13 protein-coding genes and 1 pseudogene are annotated in these 16,855 nt (G+C 62.2%); 7 read left to right on the top strand and 7 right to left on the bottom strand.

The features are described 5' to 3' along the window. From SGJ19_09085 to SGJ19_09065, 5 genes and pseudogenes are all read left to right on the top strand, one after another. Nucleotides 1-1,253: pseudogene (locus SGJ19_09085) on the top strand (glutamate synthase subunit beta). Between the two features lie 125 nt (nt 1,254-1,378). Continuing rightward, a complete protein-coding gene (locus SGJ19_09080; protein ID MDZ4780392.1) occupies nt 1,379-1,852 on the top strand; it encodes a hypothetical protein in 474 nt (157 codons plus the stop codon). After that, nucleotides 1,852-2,619, top strand: a complete 768-nt coding sequence (locus SGJ19_09075) for a DUF1829 domain-containing protein (GenBank protein ID MDZ4780391.1) — start codon at nt 1,852-1,854, stop codon at nt 2,617-2,619. Before SGJ19_09080 ends, SGJ19_09075 begins: the two co-directional genes overlap by 1 nt. A gap of 187 nt (nt 2,620-2,806) precedes the next feature. After that, entirely contained in the window at nt 2,807-4,705 is a 1,899-nt protein-coding gene (gene nagB, locus SGJ19_09070; protein MDZ4780390.1) for a glucosamine-6-phosphate deaminase, read from the top strand. A gap of 198 nt (nt 4,706-4,903) precedes the next feature. Next, nucleotides 4,904-5,644 (top strand): hypothetical protein, encoded by a 741-nt coding sequence (locus SGJ19_09065; protein ID MDZ4780389.1) that lies wholly within the window; start codon nt 4,904-4,906, stop codon nt 5,642-5,644. Between the two features lie 161 nt (nt 5,645-5,805). Here SGJ19_09065 and SGJ19_09060 read toward each other — a convergent pair whose 3' ends face one another. The 4 genes from SGJ19_09060 to SGJ19_09045 form a co-directional block, all read right to left on the bottom strand. Then, nucleotides 5,806-8,079: a CARDB domain-containing protein gene (locus tag SGJ19_09060; protein MDZ4780388.1), complete on the bottom strand. Its 2,274-nt coding sequence runs from the start codon at nt 8,077-8,079 to the stop codon at nt 5,806-5,808. 203 nt (nt 8,080-8,282) lie between these two features. Next, a complete protein-coding gene (locus tag SGJ19_09055; protein ID MDZ4780387.1) occupies nt 8,283-8,810 on the bottom strand; it encodes a hypothetical protein in 528 nt (175 codons plus the stop codon). A 189-nt stretch (nt 8,811-8,999) separates the two neighbouring features. Next, nucleotides 9,000-10,691, bottom strand: coding sequence for a serine/threonine-protein kinase (locus tag SGJ19_09050; GenBank protein ID MDZ4780386.1), 1,692 nt, complete (start codon nt 10,689-10,691; stop codon nt 9,000-9,002). Continuing rightward, on the bottom strand, nt 10,688-11,323 hold the full coding sequence (locus SGJ19_09045) for a sigma-70 family RNA polymerase sigma factor (GenBank protein ID MDZ4780385.1): 636 nt from the start codon (nt 11,321-11,323) through the stop codon (nt 10,688-10,690). Before SGJ19_09045 ends, SGJ19_09050 begins: the two co-directional genes overlap by 4 nt. A gap of 376 nt (nt 11,324-11,699) precedes the next feature. Here SGJ19_09045 and SGJ19_09040 point away from each other — a divergent pair, with 376 nt between their 5' ends. Next, complete coding sequence (locus SGJ19_09040; protein ID MDZ4780384.1) at nt 11,700-12,044, top strand: hypothetical protein; 345 nt, start codon at nt 11,700-11,702, stop codon at nt 12,042-12,044. On the opposite strand, the gene SGJ19_09035 is transcribed toward SGJ19_09040, so the two are convergent. Genes SGJ19_09035 through SGJ19_09025 form a run of 3 tightly spaced genes read right to left on the bottom strand, consistent with a single transcriptional unit; the run spans nt 12,041 to nt 15,807 of the window. Beyond that, nucleotides 12,041-13,027 (bottom strand): glycosyltransferase family 2 protein, encoded by a 987-nt coding sequence (locus SGJ19_09035; protein MDZ4780383.1) that lies wholly within the window; start codon nt 13,025-13,027, stop codon nt 12,041-12,043. The genes SGJ19_09040 and SGJ19_09035 overlap by 4 nt on opposite strands. Before the next feature lie 46 nt (nt 13,028-13,073). Beyond that, entirely contained in the window at nt 13,074-14,093 is a 1,020-nt protein-coding gene (locus SGJ19_09030) for a lysylphosphatidylglycerol synthase transmembrane domain-containing protein (protein MDZ4780382.1), read from the bottom strand. Further along, nucleotides 14,080-15,807 (bottom strand): glycosyltransferase family 39 protein, encoded by a 1,728-nt coding sequence (locus SGJ19_09025; GenBank protein ID MDZ4780381.1) that lies wholly within the window; start codon nt 15,805-15,807, stop codon nt 14,080-14,082. Before SGJ19_09025 ends, SGJ19_09030 begins: the two co-directional genes overlap by 14 nt. Nucleotides 15,808-16,006: 199 nt before the next feature. On the opposite strand from SGJ19_09025, the gene SGJ19_09020 reads away from it, so the two are divergent. Continuing rightward, nucleotides 16,007-16,855 (top strand): NAD(P)-dependent oxidoreductase (locus SGJ19_09020; protein MDZ4780380.1); only part of this gene is annotated, 849 nt, incomplete at its 3' end.

Genomic DNA, 16,855 nt, shown 5'->3' with positions numbered 1-16,855 from the left:
GAACGCCTGCACGCCACGAACAACTTCCCCGAGTTCACCGGCCGCGTCTGCCCCGCGCCATGCGAGAGCGCGTGCGTGCTCGGCATCAATGAAGATCCCGTGGCGATCAAGCAGATCGAGATGTCGATCGCCGATCGCGGGTTCGACGAAGGTTGGATTCAGCCGGAGCCGCCGCAAACGCGGACCGGCAAGAAAGTCGCCGTGATCGGCAGCGGACCGGCCGGACTCGCCGCGGCGCAGCAACTCAATCGCGCCGGGCATCTCGTGACCGTCTTCGAGCGCGCCGATCGTCCCGGCGGCTTGCTCATGTACGGCATTCCGGACTTTAAGCTGGAAAAAGACAAAGTCTGGCGGCGCGTCGAGTTGATGAAGGCCGAGGGAATCGAGTTCCGTTGCGGCGTCAACGTCGGCAAGGACATCACGTCGCAGCAACTGCGCGACGATTACGACGCCGTGTTGATCTGCGCCGGCGCCACCGCGCCGCGCGATCTGCCGATTCCGGGCCGCGACTTGCAGGGCGTTCATTTCGCGATGGAGTTCCTGCCGCAACAGAACAAGCGCAACCAGGGCGACGTGCTGCCGGAACAGGAATCGATTCTGGCCACCGACAAGGACGTGATCATCATTGGCGGCGGCGACACCGGCAGCGACTGCACCGGCACCAGCAATCGCCATCGCGCCAAGAGCGTCACGCAATTCGAACTCTTGCCGCAACCGCCGGACTTGGGCAAGTACCCGCGCGCGGCCGAGCGCCCGGTCAGCTCGCCGTGGCCCTATTGACGATGATGATGCGCACGAGCAGCTCGCACGAGGAAGGCTGCGACCGGCACTTCAGCATTCTCACCAAGGAATTCCGCGGCGACGCCCACGGCCACGTGCAATCGCTCGTCACCTGCCAGATCGAATGGTACAAGGACGAACAAGGCCGGCATCAATTCAAGGAAGTCCCCGGCACGGAACACGTCTTCCCCACGCAACTCGTCCTCCTGGCCATGGGCTTCCTCGGCCCCGAACGCGGCGGCCCGGTGAACGACCTCGGGTTAGAACTCGACCCGCGCGGCAACATCAAGTGCGACGAAAACTACATGACCAGCGCCGACGGCATCTTCGCCGCCGGCGACGCCCGCCGAGGGCAATCCCTGGTCGTCTGGGCGATCCACGAAGGCAGAGAAGCGGCGCGCGGCGTGGACCGCTACCTGATGGGCGTCTCGCATCTGCCGAGCGTGAATGCGGGGGATTTTGCTTGGCGGTGAGAGTTGGATGAGGTGCGTGTATTCGATATGGCGACACCGGCATCACGCGGATAGAATCATAGAGTGCTAGCAAAAATGAAGCTGTGTGCATGCGGAAAAATGGCGGCGCTTACGCATAGGATTCAATGTTCACTCAAGCTGAAGCAAACAGCCTAATTGCGCTGCCCAAGAAGGCGGCGTCGGACGTCAGCTTTCAATTTCCCAGACCTGGGAAAGGACTTGCTATACCGCTCGTTTCGATGGATGATCGCCTATCTTTTCTGTTAGACATTGGTCGTGGCCGAATTCGACTGACGAAATGCACTTATCAGAACCGTTACGAGCAAGTGACAATTCTGGTACGACTAGATTTGGACGGTCCGCCTCATACGAATCCGTCTGTTGAGGCCGTTCCGCTTGAATATCTCGCCATTCACAACGGTGCAGTAGTCCCATGCCCTCACTTGCACATATATGTCGCGGGATTTGGCGATCGATGGGCGATTCCAGCACCGGAGTCGAGTTTTCCGGCGACACCTGACCTTTTTGCGACACTGGACCACTTCATGCAATACTGCAACGTCGTGGAACCGCCAGTCATCGAAAAGGTGTTGTTCTGATGAGTACCGCGGATTGCTCAATTCTCGTCGCCGCATATTCCGACTGGCTCAAAGAGCACACGTCAGTTCAGAATCTCGATGGCATTTGTGAAATCACGACGCCATTTCTGGATCGCCACAATGATCACCTTCAACTCTACGTGCAGAGGTCGCGAAATGGATTTCTCCTTTCGGACGATGGGTACACGATTCGTGACCTGCGCATGAGCGGTTGCGAATTGGTGAGCGCCAAACGCAAGGAGTCGCTGCACCAAATCCTAAATGGCTTCGGCGTACGACTTGTTGATGACGAGCTACAAACGGAGGCTCAGTTCGCCAGTTTTCCTCAAAAGAAGCACAACCTGCTTCAAGCGATGATGGCGGTGGGCGACTTGTTCGTGTTGGCGAATCCAACCGTCAAGAGTCTGTTTTACGAAGATGTGGAACAGTTTCTTAGAGCAAATGACGTCCGGTACACTCCATCAGTCAAGTTCACTGGAAAAAGTCAATTCGACCATCGCTTTGACTTTGTAATTCCGGCATCGCGCAAGTCTCCTGAGCGGATAATTCGCGCTCTCAATCATCCCGACAAGGATCATGTGTCGTCCTTGATCTTTTCCTGGGAGGATATTCGCGCTGTCCGTGCTCCGGACGCGCGCGCAATTGCTTTGTTGAACGACGTCGACTACTCAGTCAATCCGGAAGTCACTGGTGCACTTAACCAGTATGAGATTCGTCCGGTCCTTTGGTCCCAGCGAGAACAGCACGTGGGCGAACTCGCGGCCTAGGCCATTTTGACGCGACTCTTTCGTTCGCGTTCTAGTCAATACCCAGTGGCATTCTCCCGCCCCGCGCGTCATAATCACAGGTTCTCTCCCAGTGAGAGACGTGGGCGCCGGATCGCTTGGCCATTGTGCCGGGCGCGGCCCATGCCCTCCTGATTGACTATCGTTTCCACAACTCGAAATCATCGCCATGCTGACTGCGCCTGCGCCGGTTCAGACGGTTCGTGCCATGCCTGTGCCGGGCACTCAGATTCCGGTTTACCAGTTCGATTCGAATCAGGCCGTCGCGCGGTATGTCGCGCAGGTCGTGGCGCGGATCATTCGCGAGCGGAACTCCGTCGGCCAAAAGGCGGTGCTCGGGCTGCCAACCGGGTCGACGCCGGTCGGGCTGTATCGCGAGCTGGTGCGGATGCATCGCGACGAGGGGCTCGATTTCGCCGGCGTGGTGACGTTCAACCTGGATGAATATTTCGGCCTGCAACCGGATCAGTTGCAAAGCTATCGGCGATGGATGCACGATCATTTCTTTCAGTTCGTGAACGTGCCGGCGGCGCAGATTCACATTCCGGACGGAACGATTTCGCCGGACCGCGTCGACGATTTCTGCCGCCGCTATGAGGACGCCATCGAACGGGCCGGCGGGATTGATTTGCAGATTCTCGGCATCGGCCGCAACGGGCACATTGGCTTCAACGAGCCGTTCAGCGTCCGCAACGGCCGCACGCGGTTGGCCACGCTAGACCCGGTGACGCGGAAGGACGCGGCGAGTGATTTCTTTAGCGAGGACAACGTCCCGCTGCAAGCGATCACGATGGGCTTGGCCACGATCCTCGACGCGCGCAAGATCATGCTGATCGCGCTCGGCGAGCATAAAGCCAAGATCATCCGCGAGACCGCCGAGGGCCCGATCACCGATCGCGTGCCGGCGACGCTGCTGCAGGATCATAGCGACGCTTGCCTGCTGGTCGACGGCGCGGCCGGTTCGATGTTGACCGGCATCGCGACGCCCTGGATGCACGGCAACGTCGAGTGGAACGATCGCCTTGTCAAGCGCGCTGTGCTGTGGCTCTGCGAGCGGACCGACAAGGCGCTGTTGAAGCTTAACGACAACGATTTCCGCGAGCACAACCTGCATCAACTGCTCCGGCACCAAGGCCCGGCGCATGCGATCGCACATCGCGTGTTTCGCTGGATGATGGATACGATCGAGTACCATCCGTCGGGCAAGGACTCGAAGCGGGTGATTTGTTTCAGCCCGCACCCGGACGATGACGTGATCAGCATGGGCGGGACGTTGATTCGGCTGGTCGAAGATCAGCACGAGACGCACATCGCGTACATGACGAGCGGCAACATTGCTGTTCACGATCACGACGCCGCCGCGGTGGCCGACCTCGTCACCGAATACAACCGTCTATTCGGCATCGATTCTGAACGGGCGGGCGAAGTGGAGCGGACGGTTTCATCAGCGCTCTTCAACAAGGCCCCCGGCGAGCCGGACGCCGAGGCGGTGCTCAAGATCAAGGCGCTCATTCGCTGGAAAGAAGCCAAGGCCGGCGCGATCGTGGCCGGCGTGCGCGAGGAGCGTTGCCACTTCCTCGATCTGCCGTTTTATCGCACCGGCACGATCGCAAAAAACCCCGTGGGCGACGACGACGTGCGGATCATTCGCGAATTGATCGAGCGCGTACAACCGCAGCAGATTTACGTGGCCGGCGATCTCTCCGACCCGCACGGCACGCACCGGGTCTGCGCCGAGGCGATCTTTCGCGCGTTGGCGGAGATTCAGGCCGCGACCGGCAATCGCCCGGACGTGCTCTTATACCGCGGGGCCTGGCAGGAATGGCCGATCGATGAAATTGAAATCGCCGTGCCGCTCAGCCCGCGCGATCTGGAAAAGAAAAAGCAGGCCATCTTCCGGCACGAATCGCAGAAGGACGCGGCGCTCTTTCCCGGCGCGGACTCGCGAGAGTTCTGGCAACGCGCCGAAGACCGCAACCGCAACACAGCCGCCGTTTACAACAAGCTCGGCCTCCCAGAGTATTTTGCGATGGAAGGCTTTGTCCGCTGGAACGGGCAGGCGATCTAAGGGTCTTTTCCACTAGCTCGACGCACCAGCGCGGGGCAGTGGACGTCGACAAAGTTGTGGCACGGTCTCCCGACCGTGCCACCGTTTCGACCGAAGGTCTCCATTTCGCGCAGGCCGCAACATGGCACGGTCGGGAGACCGTGCCATAACGGCTTCCGTTGAAGGCCAAAGCCCGATTGCAAAGTGATTGCGTCCACTGTGCCGGCGCTCGATGATAGCGGGATGGACTCGGAGAATCCCTACGCTTCGCCGCGTTATACCGCCGCCGACGCCGGACCGGAAACTCCGTCGATCGACGCGGCCACGATGCACGGCGCGCGGCGCTACGGAAAGTATCTCATCGTACGGCGCGATGCCGAGCTGCCCCAGCTATGCAAGAAGTGCGGTTCACCATCGAATGGGCCGTTGCGACAGCAGAAACTTCATTGGGCGGATTCCCGGAGCATCGGCTATTGGGCCTCATTGACGCCAGTGTTTGTAGGCATGTTGTTTCTTGGTCTTGATGGATCTTGGTATGCGTGGATCCTCTTTTTCGGACTTATGCTGCTGAGCAGTTGGATGGGCCGTCGCTTTGTCCAGCGAGCCTCTGTGTTCTTCCGGCTTTGTGAACGCCATGAAGCGCGCAGCTGGACGATGTTTTGGTTGTCTCTGATGTTCGGAGGCATCGCCGCGTTGGCATTCATCGCGGGCATCGCAATGTCTCTTCGACGTGGATACAACCCTGTTGGATCGGCGGCGGGGCTGTTTGTCTTCGCTACATTTTGCGGAGGAGCAGCGGCATTGTGTGCGGCGAGAATGAGTACGAACTTCAATGCGCATCGTATTGAAGGCGACTTCGTCTGGCTCACAGGTTTGCAACCAGCCTTCTTGTCGCAAATTCCGGAGGTTTCTGCCGCCGAGTTGACCGACTGGGCGAAGACGGCGCCGCGCGACGCGTGAGATACGGGCCGTTGTTCCTTGAGCCACAGTCTCCTTTCGCTCCGCGAAAGGCTCCGGACCTTTCGCGGAGCGAAAGGAGGCTGCGGACAAGCAACTCGACGTCCAAAGAAAAAGCCGAGGTCAGAGACCTCGGCTTTTGTTGGTTTGCTGGTTGGCCGCGGCTATTCGGCTGGCGTGGGCGAGAGTTCTTCTTCGCCGGCGGGCGTTGGGCTGACTCCGCTTGACTCCAGGGCGGCGCCTTCGGCGTAGAACTTGGTCGTCTCTTCCGACGCCAGCGACGTGCCGAGCGATTTGCAATGCACTTCGGCGCGGAACACGTGGTTGCCGGCCGTTTCCGCACGGGCCGTGATCGTGTAGATCACTTCGCCGCCAGCGGGCACGGATGGGATGGCTTTGAAATCGACCTGGCCGGTGGAGACCTGGTGATCGCCCCCTTCAACCGTGATCGCTTCCACGCCTTCGGAGAAGAAGATGATCGCTTCCACGCCGTCGGCGCTCTTGGTGCCACGGTTGGAGATGCGGACTTCGTAGATTACGTCCTGGCCGACTGCGACCGGACCGCGCGGGTCCGTAACGTCGAGTACCAGGTCCGCCAAGGCTTCGACGCGTGTGATGGTCTGCGCGTCGCTCGACAACTCGCCCGAGGCGGAGGCCGTGAGGTTCAGATTGTTGACGCCCGGCGTGGCGAGCACGCATTTGATGATCATGGTTTCTTCGCCGCCGGCCTGCAACTGCGGCAGCGTCCATTCCACGGCGCCGGTGTCGGAGTTGTACCGACCGGCGCCGGTGACTTCCTTGAACTCAGCGCCTGCGGGCAACTCGGCGGCGATTACGACGTCTTGCGCCGAGGCGTTGCCGGGGTTGGTGACTTGGATTTCATACGTGGCCATCGTGCCGGCGTACTGCATCTTCGGGCCATGCACGGTGGAGGCCAAGCCGGCGCGGCGGACGAGGACTTCCTCGACCGCTTCGCAATGCAAGTCGCCGTCGGCCGTGGCTTCGGCCTTGATGACCAACTCGCCGGCCTGACGCGGCGTGAGCTCGATCTCCAATGTCTGGCTCGCTCCGGCGGCCAACGTGCCGACGTTGTGCATCGCCGGCGGTTCGGCGCCTTGGCCGATGGGGAGCAAGTGAATCATCACGTTGTCGGCCGCGCCATTGCCGGGGTTCGACAGCGTGAGCTTATAGACTTGGTTCTCGCCGTAGTGGACTTCGCTGGGGCCGTCGATCTCGATCTTGAGCTTCGGCTCCTGCACTTCAACCGTGGCTTGTGCCGTCTGCGGTTGCTGCGACCAGCCGACCGCGAGGTCGAAGGCCTGGCTCTTGCGCGGAATCAATTCCAGCGTGAGCTCTTCCTGGCTGCGCGCCGGAATCTCGGCGAGTTGCCATTCGATTAAGCCGGGCGAGGTCGTGGAAGGCGTCGCCACGCCTTGGGTGGTTTCGTTGCTGACGACTTCCGTCCAGTTCGGCAAACGGACGCTCACCACGACGGCCGTGGCGGCCTGACTGCTGGGATTCTGCACGACAACGCGATAGGTCGCCTGCTTGCCGATCGCGACAGCCTTTGGGCCGGCGGTGCCGACGTTCAGGCTCGCGCTTTGCTTGGTGAAGAGAACTTCGTCGTCGCCCGACGTGCTGGTCTCCGCGACGGCGGGCTCCGTACGATGCGGAGCAGGCGCCGGCACTTCCGGCGCGGCCTCGGCGGCCGGTTGCTCGGCGGCTGTCCAAGTGGCGCGATCTTCCGTTGGTTCCACCGGACGACGCGCGACACGGGCAGCAGGCGGCGCCGCGGCACTTGCGCCACGGCTCACAGCCTGGCGACGTGAATTGGCCAGACGATCCTGGAGCGAGCGATTTTCCGCGCTTTGCGGTTGTTCGGCAGGTTCTTGTGCGGCGGCTTGGCGCGGCGCTGAGCGCGGCGCCGTGGCGGCCGGGGCATAGCTCTGTGTGCGAGCAGCCATTCCTTGGTTCTGGGCGGCGGCGGTTGGGCGTGTGATGCGACCGCCGGCATTCGGCTGCTGCCGCGCCACGGAACCGGCACGCGGCTGCGTCGACGGACGCATGGCGGCTGGCGCCGGCTGATCTTTCGGCGGGCGGCCCGTCAGGTTCGAGAAGAACTCGCCGATGCCGGTGTTCGGAAAGAACTCGGCGTCGTCGTAGTCCTCGGCATACGGATCATAGGTCGGCTGCTGTTGTGGCTGCGGCTTGGTCGGCCGGCGCGGGGCGGTGGCAGTGCGCGGAGCGCCCTGCTGCCCGGTGGGACGTGCTTGTCCCTTGGGGCCGCCAGTGCCCGTGATGTTGTGACGGAACTTTTGGAGCCGGTCCGCCAACTGGGCGCCCATGCCGTCGGTGGTGGGTTCTTGGGCCAAGGAGAGCGCGGTCGAGCACAATCCGCAAGCCAGAAAAATGGTTGCCACGAGAGCGTTGCGAAACATTGCTCGTCCCTGCCAAAGTGTGTGACGCCCTGAATCTCGTCACCATTTATCGGTCCTAGGGTTTGATTGGTTTAGGAAAACTTTGCGGCCTGTGGCGGCAGGTGTTGAAGTGCGCAATATGCACAGCTTTGCTTTGTCCAAGCCCAGGGAAGATCGCAATAAGCTGTAGATGATGGGGAGGCTACGGACGACCTTCCCTGGGCTTAAACGCGCGGTTGTCCAGCTTCCGGACGGTCTTCTTGCCTAGCTTCGCCAAAAGCGTTCGCGGCGATGGCCAAAAAACTTGCCGTAAGAAATGCGAAGAAACATCCCAAGACGGCGGCTGACAAAGTGCCGAGGACCAAACCGTAAATATTCGTGGCACGGAGGATCCACATGCCTCCTAGACCACCTAGCGCGCCTAAGACCGCGCCGCCGATCGCGGAGCGGCGGACCCAGCCGGCGAGCGGCCGGGAATGCGCCAATTGGCTCGCATCCTTGATTCCTGCCGGCGGAAGCGGCGCTCCGCGGGCCAGGTGATGCGGATGCGGCTCATCGAGAACGGCTTGAGACACCCTCCGCCGGTTGATCAACATGCCGGCAACGTGCGCTGCGATCATGAGCAGCGTCCAGACCGTCAGCGACATCCAAAGCGCGCCGATCCAGTTGCCGATCGCCAGTACGAGCGCGACGCCAGCCACGCCGATGAGCAGCGTACGAATGCTGTATTGCCAGACCGGGATTTTTTCCACGCGCGCGGCCTCCGGCCATTCATTCTAGGCACTCTCGCAGGCTCTCGTTCACTAGCCCGACGCGCAAGCGAGGGGGAGTAGACCGTGGGATCTGAGTAAACGCCGTACTCAGTTCGGCGATTGCTCCCCCTCGCTTGCGCGTCGGGCTAGTGGCCGGTTCTGCGAGAGTACCTATGCAGCTGGGGCGCTTTACTCGCGCCGACGGGACTCGAAGTAGCGACTGAGCGACTTCAGCCGCCGCACTTGATGTGCCGTCGTCGCGCCGAGCAGCAGCATCGCCACGATGAACGCCAGGTGCCGGTCGAAGGCCAGGTCGTACTTCAACTGCAAGTCCGCGCGGCGGAGGTGAAAGTCGATCGCCAGGCCCGCGTACGCGGTGACGGCGATGATGGTCGTGAACCACACGACGCGCAGCTGCGACCATAAGCCGGAGGCCACAATCAGGAGCGGGAAGACCGCCACCAGGCCACTAGCGACGCCGTCGGCGATCATCAAGCCGGTCAGCAACATCAGGATATCGCCGGCGCTCCAGGCCAGTCGAACGATGGTCGGCCGGCGGCTGTGTTCCAGCCATTGTTGAAACGCAACGCAGCCGGTCGCCCAGACGCCCGCGAGGGTCAACATCGGGAGATGAAATCCGCGCAGCGAATAGTGCTGCAATTTGCCGAACTGTTGGCTGAGGATGTGGTAGTCGAACATCTCCAGCGCGACGAAGCCAGCGAGCGCGAAGAGCCGTGTCGACAGCGCCGGTTCGCGGCGAGACCAACGACGGAGGCGGTCCCACCAGCCGGCGGAGCGCGCCTCGACCGGTTCGTCTCGCAAGTAACGCTCCAGGTCCTCCGCCAAGGCGGCCGCGCTTGGGTAGCGGTTTTCCGGAGCCTTTTCCAAGCACTTCAGGCAGATCTGTTCGAGCGCGCTCGGAACTTGCGAGTTGAGTTTGCGCGGCAATTCCGGCTCGCGCTCCATGACCTGCACCAGCACGTCGAAGGTACTCTCGCCGACGTGGGGCGGACGTCCGGTTAACAAGTAATAGAGAATTGCGCCGAGGCTGTAGATATCGCTCGCTGCGCCGATCTCCGCGGTGCGCCCGGCGGCTTGCTCGGGCGACATGTAACTGGCCGTGCCGAGCAACTCGCCGGTCCGCGTGAGTTGCGCATCGTTGTCCATCAACTTCGCGAGCCCGAAATCAGTCACATAAACGCGATCGTCGGAATCGACCAACACGTTCGACGGCTTCAAGTCGCGATGTACGATGCCCGACTGATGCAGGTAATGCACGGCGTCGGCGACGGTGGCGACATAGCGCGCCGCATCGGTCGGCGGTAGCGGTCCGGATTCGACCAAGCGGTCCAGGCTGCGCCCGTCGACGTACTCCATGACCAGAAAATGCTGACCATGCAGTTCGCCGGCTTCGTGGACGCGAATGATATGTGGATGCCGCAACCCGGCCGCCATCCGCGCTTCGCCGTGAAAGCGGCTGATCATTGCCTCGGACGACCATTGCCCGCTGAGAATCATCTTGAGCGCCACGACGCGATCGAGCGATTTTTGACGCGCCAGGTACACGACGCCCATGCCGCCGCGACCGATTTCGCGCAACAGTTCGAAGTCGCCGAACGAGCCCAGCGGAATTGCCGCGGTGCGAACGCGCGTATCCAGCAGCGTGGCGTCGGGATCATCGGGCGCCGGCGGATCAACCGGGCCGGAGAGGCGGGCCAAGGCGTCGAGCGCCGTGAGGCAATCGGCGAACTCGAGCAGCTGCGGATGCTCCTGCATCATCCGCCGGCAGGCGTCGTGGCGTCCGGCGCGTAGGAGTTCTTCGTATTGCGTCAGCAGTTCGGCAATGCGGAAATCTTCCTCGACCGGTTCCGGCGCGTTCACGGCGCATCCACCTTGAGCAGCTCGCTGGTTCCCATCTGTTCGCTGAGCTTCTTCAGCGCGCGCATCCAAAGCATCTGCGCGGCCGGCCGGGAACGTTCCATGCGGCGCGCCACCTCGTCGAAGGGCAATCGCTCCAAGTTGCGGAGTGCGATCACGGTTTGGTAATCGGGGGGCAATGTCGTCAGCGCCTCCGCCAAGCGCAAGGTCTCGTCGGCCAGCATCACGCATTCGCTCGGCGACGCGCCGGGATCCGCGGGTTCGCCGACGCCGACGGGTTGGCTGTCCTGCGGCGAAGCAATCGCCACTTCGCGTCCCGCCTGGCGCTTCGCCGTGCCGCGATAACGTCGCACCAGGTCGGCCGCGTTGTGCGTCAGAATGCGCCGCAGCCAGGCCAGCCATTCTTGCCCGCTGCCGCCTTGGAAACGCGCGAAGTCGCGGTGCGCCTCGAGCATCGTCTGTTGCACGATGTCCGAGGCGTCCACTTTACCTTGCATCCGCGCGTCGACTTGCGTCCGCGCCAGGACGATCAGGTAACTGCGACAGGCGTCGAACAAGCGATCGCGATCGGCCGGCGCGCCCTCGCGTGCGCGATTCAATAATTCATTGAGCGATTCAGGAGAGCGTGCAGCCATAGCGACTTCAGGCGGAATCAACGAAACAATCTTGCTCTTCGAGTCTACTCCCCACCCCTGGCGGTGACCAGCGTCTCGGCGATCATATCAACGCGGACCAGTATTTGATTGTGGGAGGCGTCTCCGACGCCGATGGACAGGCCGCTTTTCACAGGAAAGTCCCGCAGCATGAAGCTCGCGTCGTTCGTATCGGCGTCGGAGACGCCTCCCACAGACTTTCAAGATACGCAGCTTGGATACATGGGCAATTTCGAAACTCGATCGCCTAACTTCACAATACCTCATGTTGCGCGTGAATTCCATTTGACACGTGCGCGCGCCCGACTACAGTAGGGCGTTCGATGGAAGAACAGATCACCCCGAGGTTTTTGAGCGCATGTTGAGCCACTCCACGGTTCGTCCGAGATTCACCCGCTTAGCCGAGGCGATGGCGGCTGGCGTGTACGTTGAAGCTCGCGATCCGGCCGGCCACACGATCGGACAGGCCGTGTTTACCGCCTGGCAAGGACGCCCGTTGCCGCAAGTCGGCGATACGATGATTTGCCCGGTGCTCTCTCCGGGGTACGGGCCGCGCAAGCTGGCGGGCGAAGTCTCCGAACGGCGCTTTGAGATTCAAACGGACGCCGACGGCAACCCCGAAGTCTGGGTGAGCATGATCGTCACGGTGGACGAATCGCGGGAATCGGAGTTCACGCCGCGCGTGCGCGGCGCGAAGCGCTAAGCCGCGCGTCTTGGCGCGGTGATTTGCGCCGCTTGATCCGTGAAGTTCCACAGCTTCCGCACCGCGTAGGGCTTCTTGTCCTGGCACTCGTAGTAGATGCGGGCCGAGACCTCGCCGAGCAAACCCAGCACCAGAAACTGCACGCCGAGCATCGTGGCGAACGCGGATAGCAATAGCAGCGGATTGCCCGTCATGTCGACGGCGCCCGCGAGCTTCATCCACAGCGTCGCCGCGCCGCTCGCCAGGCCGCCGGCGATCGAGAGCAGCCCGATCCCGCCGAAGAGCTTCATCGGGCTGAGCGAATAGCGGATCATGTATTTGACGGTGATCAGATCCAGCACGACGCGAAACGTGCGCCAGATGCCGTACTTCGTGTGTCCGAAGCGACGCGGATGATGCCGCGTGACGACTTCGACGCAGCGCGCTCCGTGCCAGTGCGCCAGGATTGGAATGAAGCGGTGCATCTCGCCGTAGAGTTGCAGTTCGTGCGCGATCTCCCGGGTCATGGCCTTGAGCGTGCAACCGAGGTCGTTGACCGGAAAGCCCGTGACGCGTGAGATAATCCGGTTGGCGAGCCGTGAGGGGAGCTTACGATTCAAGAGCGCATCTTGTCGCTCTTTCCGCCAGCCGTGGACCAGGTCGTAGCCTTCCTCCAGCTTCGCCACCATCATCGGAATATCGGCGGGCTCGTTTTGCAGGTCGGCGTCGAGCGTGACCACGATCTCACCGGTGGCCGCTTGCATGCCAGCGTGCATCGCCGCGGTTTGCCCGAAGTTGCGGCGAAACTGAATTACTTTGACGCGCGGATCGTGGTCCGCCAACTGTGCGAGCAGTTCGCCGGAGCCATCGCGCGAGCCGTCGTCGACGAAGATCAACTCGTAGTCGCGCCCCATGCCGTCGAGCGCCGCGCGCACCGATTCATACAACAACGGCACGTTCTCGACTTCATCATAGAGCGGCACGACGACCGAAATCGAGTTCATGGGATGGGGGGCAGTGAAATGATGAATGAGGAATGCGGGGAAGCTGCTAGTTGCGGATTTCGTGTGAGCGGGTGAGCTGTTCTCCCTTCCATAGGAAGGCGAGGCCGCCGATCAGGCCGGAGGCCATGGTGATAGAGAACCAGAGCAGGCCGAGTGCGACGCCTTGTTCTTCGGTGAGGCCGTCCGGCTGCAGCAACAGCGCGAGGCCCCCTTCGCGGACGCCGACGCCGTTCACGCTGAGTGGCAACGTGGAAGCCAACGCAATGGCCGGCACCGCGACGAAGTAGCTGGCCACGGGGAGTTTGAGGTCTATCCCTTGGCCCAGCAGCCAGACCATCGCCACATTGGTCAACTGCACGACAAAGCTCCAGCCGACGGCGCGAAACACGACGCCGGGTTGGTGATTGTAGATGTTCAGTTCGGCGAGGATAGCGCCGAGTTTAGGGATGTTGCCTAACCGCGCGGAGTTCCAGCGCAGAAACCATTGCCCGACGAGAAATGAAACGAGAGCCACGAGCAGCACGCCGGCGCCGAGAAACAGCGACGCCGACAGTCCCAACTCCCATGAGCGCGCCAGGAAGCTGGTCGCGCAAATGACACAGAGCGCGGTCAATCCGGTCAAGCGGTCGGCCAGCACGGTGCCGGCGGCCAGCAAGCGTTCGCCGGCATTCGAGCCAAGACGCATCGCCTTCACGACATCGCCGCCGATCGAACTGGGCAGGCAAAGGCTGAAGAACATCCCTTCCAGGTACAACTTCTGAAAATGCTTCCACGAATGGCGAAAGCCGACTGCGCGTCCCAGCGTGTACCAGCGATAGCCGCTGGAGATTTGGCTAATGGCATAGATCACGAGCGCGGCGACCCAATAGCGATAATCAAGATGCCCGAGTGCGCTGCGGATGGCGTTGAGGTCGCTTTTGGCGAGCAGGAACCAGATCAGTCCGCCGCTGACGACCAGGCGCAGCAGGAAACCGAGCGGAAACGCGCGGCGCGGGACGGAGACGGGGGGGGCGGCGTCCAAACGAGTCTCGGGTCTTTGGTCGAGGGCCAAGCTATTTTCGGGCATGGTCGTCACCTCGTCCAGCAGTCTGTGAAGACCCCGTCAGGCGGCGGCCGACAATGACTTTCTCATGCGGGCGCGCTAAGCGCGCGCGATCGCACGAGACCACGGCGACGGGCGTCCAGTCGAACGGCAAATCAAGCGGTGCGTCGCCGATCTGATGGAGACAGAAATATTCCCAGTCGTAACTGGTCTGTTCGAACGCCTCGGGCGCCAACGCGCGAATCGGCTCGGCGTAGTAGTAGGCGAACAAGTGATGCACCAAACCAAGGCTCACCAGTTCACGCTGGGCGTCCAGTGGCAGCAGTTGCTTGAGTTGCGCCACTTGAGAATCGGTATCCTGGCTTTGCGCCACGCGAATGTTCGTGATCGGGCCGCTATGCAGGAATCCCACGAAGCCGGCGATCGATAAAATCGCCCAACGGACCCGCGTGGGCGTAATGTCGCGCGCCGCCCGGGCGATCAACCAACCTGCCAGCAAAGTGACGACGGTAAATGCAAACAGCATGGCGGGCGGGTCCGTCGCGGCTTGCAACGGCTGTACGTTGCTCCCCGCCAGCGCGCCCGCGACGACAACCGCCGCGGCCGCCAATGGCAACGCCGCCGCGAAGGGCCAGAGAAATCGCTGCAGTGCATATCCGAGCCGCGCCGGCTGAGCGAGCAGCACGATGCGATCCACCGCTACGCCGATCAACACCGCGGCGCACGGATACAGCGGCATGAAGTAGCGCCCGCGCGCCGTCGCGGCGAACCAGCAGGACGGAAATGTGACCAAGAGCGCGATGCAAAGAAATCGGACCAGCGGCGCGGTGTGATCGAGCCGGCGGCGCACCCCCGGATACGCGTACGCGAGCAACAGCAGCGACCAAGGCAGCATGCAGGCCGCCACTTCAAACGGGTACAAGGCCAGATGCGTCAGGAACGGCTGCCAACTGGATTCGGCGAAGCGGTCGCTGGCATTGTGTGACCAGATCGCATAAGTGCTGGCCCAATCCGTGCGCAACGTGAACGGAATCTGCCACGCGCCGAGTACGACCGCGAAGGTCAAGATCCCCAGCGCATGCCGCCAGGAGAACCACTCGCGAAAATCGCGCAGCGCCCAGAGATAGACCGTTGTCACTGCAACGAAATACACCGGGCCTTGCGGGCCCTTGGCGAGTCCTGCCAGCGCTGCGAGCGCATAGCCGACGACCCACGGCCAGGCGGACCGCGTTGCCGAAACATAACCCGCGTGCCAACACAGCAGCGAGGCCGCGACGAGGAGCGTGAGCGTGCTTTCGGTTTCCGCCAATCCGCCAAGTTCCAAGACCTGAGCCATCGAACCGAACGCGGCGCCGGCGGTGAGTGCGCCAAGCGGCGTCAACCAGCGGCGGGCGTAAAGATAGAGAAGTAAGCATGTCGCAATCGTCGCGAGCGCCGCGGGCAATCGCACGCTCAGCACGTCCATTTCGCCGCGCCAACTCGCCAGCGCGGCGATTGGCCAACTTCCTAGCGGCGGCCGGCTGAGATAGATTTCACCTTGCTGGCGCGGCACGATCCAATCGCCCGTACGGAGAATTTCCGCGGCGACTTGCGCGCGGCGCGATTCCTCGCCCCGAATGCTCAGCCGCGTCAGGCCAGGCAGATAGATCGCGCAAGCGAGCGCGAGGAGGAGCCAGAATTCCAGCTCGCGCCAACAGCGCTTTCGCGCAGGAAGTGAGATGTGGACGTCCCTGTCCATCCAGAAATCCGACTGTGCCATCCGATGGGATTGTGAACGCAAGGGCCGCAGTTTGCCACATAAGTTGGATTGCGGCCAGATCGGATTGGGATGTGAGGATATGATATGTTGGCTCGCAGGAGTCGTTGTCCATCTTCCCAGTTCCCCGCAAACTACTCATACTCGCGGATTCAATTCATCAACTGCATCGATGACTCCCATGCGACTTGTTCTTTGCTATCCGGTGGAAGCGCGTCACGTCCGTCAGATTCACGCCGCGGCGCCGGATTGGGAGGTCGTCGACGCCGGGCAGGAGCGGGTGGCCGCCGAGTTGTTGGAGGCCGACATCTTCTGTGGGCACGCCAAAGTGCCGGTGCCGTGGCCCGAAGTCGTTCAGCGCGGCCGATTGCGCTGGATTCAATCCTCCGCGGCGGGTTTGGACCATTGCCTCACGCCCGAGGTGATCGCCTCGCCGATTCCGGTCACTAGCGCGTCGGGGGTGCTGGCGGACCAGGTCACGGAGCACGCGATCGCGTTAGTCACAGCATTATCGCGAAGTCTGCCCGTGTTTTTCCGCGCGCAGGCGAAAAAGGAGTTCATTCGCCGCCCGACGCGCGATCTGCACCACGCGACGGTCGGCATCGTGGGCTTGGGGGGCGTCGGCCGCCGGTTGTCTTCGGTCCTCAGCGCCTTCAAAACGCGGATTCTGGCTACCGACTGGTTTCCCATCGACAAGCCCGCCCATGTCGAAGCGCTGTGGTCGCCCGAGCGATTGCCGGAGCTGCTCCAGCAGGTGGACTACTTGTTTCTTTGCGCTCCGCTCAATCAATACACGCGCGGCATGTTCAACGCCGCGGCGCTTGCGCATTTGCGCCCGCACGCGATGCTAATCAACGTCGCTCGTGGGCCGCTCGTCGTGGAACGCGACCTGGTGGCGGCGCTCAAGTCGGACCAACTCGCGGCGGCGGCGATGGACGTCACCGAACAGGAGCCGTTACCGGCGAGCAGCGAGCTCTGGGAGCTGCCCAACGTGATCATCACGCCGCACGTCGGCGGTCAATGTGCGCGG

It is taken from the genome of Planctomycetia bacterium (assembly GCA_034440135.1).
Classification (GTDB): Bacteria; Planctomycetota; Planctomycetia; order Pirellulales; family JALHLM01; genus JALHLM01.
Note: the sequence above shows the minus strand (reverse complement) of the source record. Positions and strands in the feature narration are given on the sequence as shown.

Coding starts and splice junctions, on each gene's coding strand:
- SGJ19_09080 (MDZ4780392.1), top strand. CDS start 1,379: ATGTTCACTCAAGCTGAAGCAAACAGCCTAATTGCGCTGCCCAAGAAG.
- SGJ19_09075 (MDZ4780391.1), top strand. CDS start 1,852: ATGAGTACCGCGGATTGCTCAATTCTCGTCGCCGCATATTCCGACTGG.
- nagB (MDZ4780390.1), top strand. CDS start 2,807: ATGCTGACTGCGCCTGCGCCGGTTCAGACGGTTCGTGCCATGCCTGTG.
- SGJ19_09060 (MDZ4780388.1), bottom strand. CDS start 8,079: ATGTTTCGCAACGCTCTCGTGGCAACCATTTTTCTGGCTTGCGGATTG.
- SGJ19_09045 (MDZ4780385.1), bottom strand. CDS start 11,323: ATGGCTGCACGCTCTCCTGAATCGCTCAATGAATTATTGAATCGCGCA.
- SGJ19_09040 (MDZ4780384.1), top strand. CDS start 11,700: ATGTTGAGCCACTCCACGGTTCGTCCGAGATTCACCCGCTTAGCCGAG.
- SGJ19_09035 (MDZ4780383.1), bottom strand. CDS start 13,027: ATGAACTCGATTTCGGTCGTCGTGCCGCTCTATGATGAAGTCGAGAAC.
- SGJ19_09030 (MDZ4780382.1), bottom strand. CDS start 14,093: ATGCCCGAAAATAGCTTGGCCCTCGACCAAAGACCCGAGACTCGTTTG.
- SGJ19_09025 (MDZ4780381.1), bottom strand. CDS start 15,807: ATGGACAGGGACGTCCACATCTCACTTCCTGCGCGAAAGCGCTGTTGG.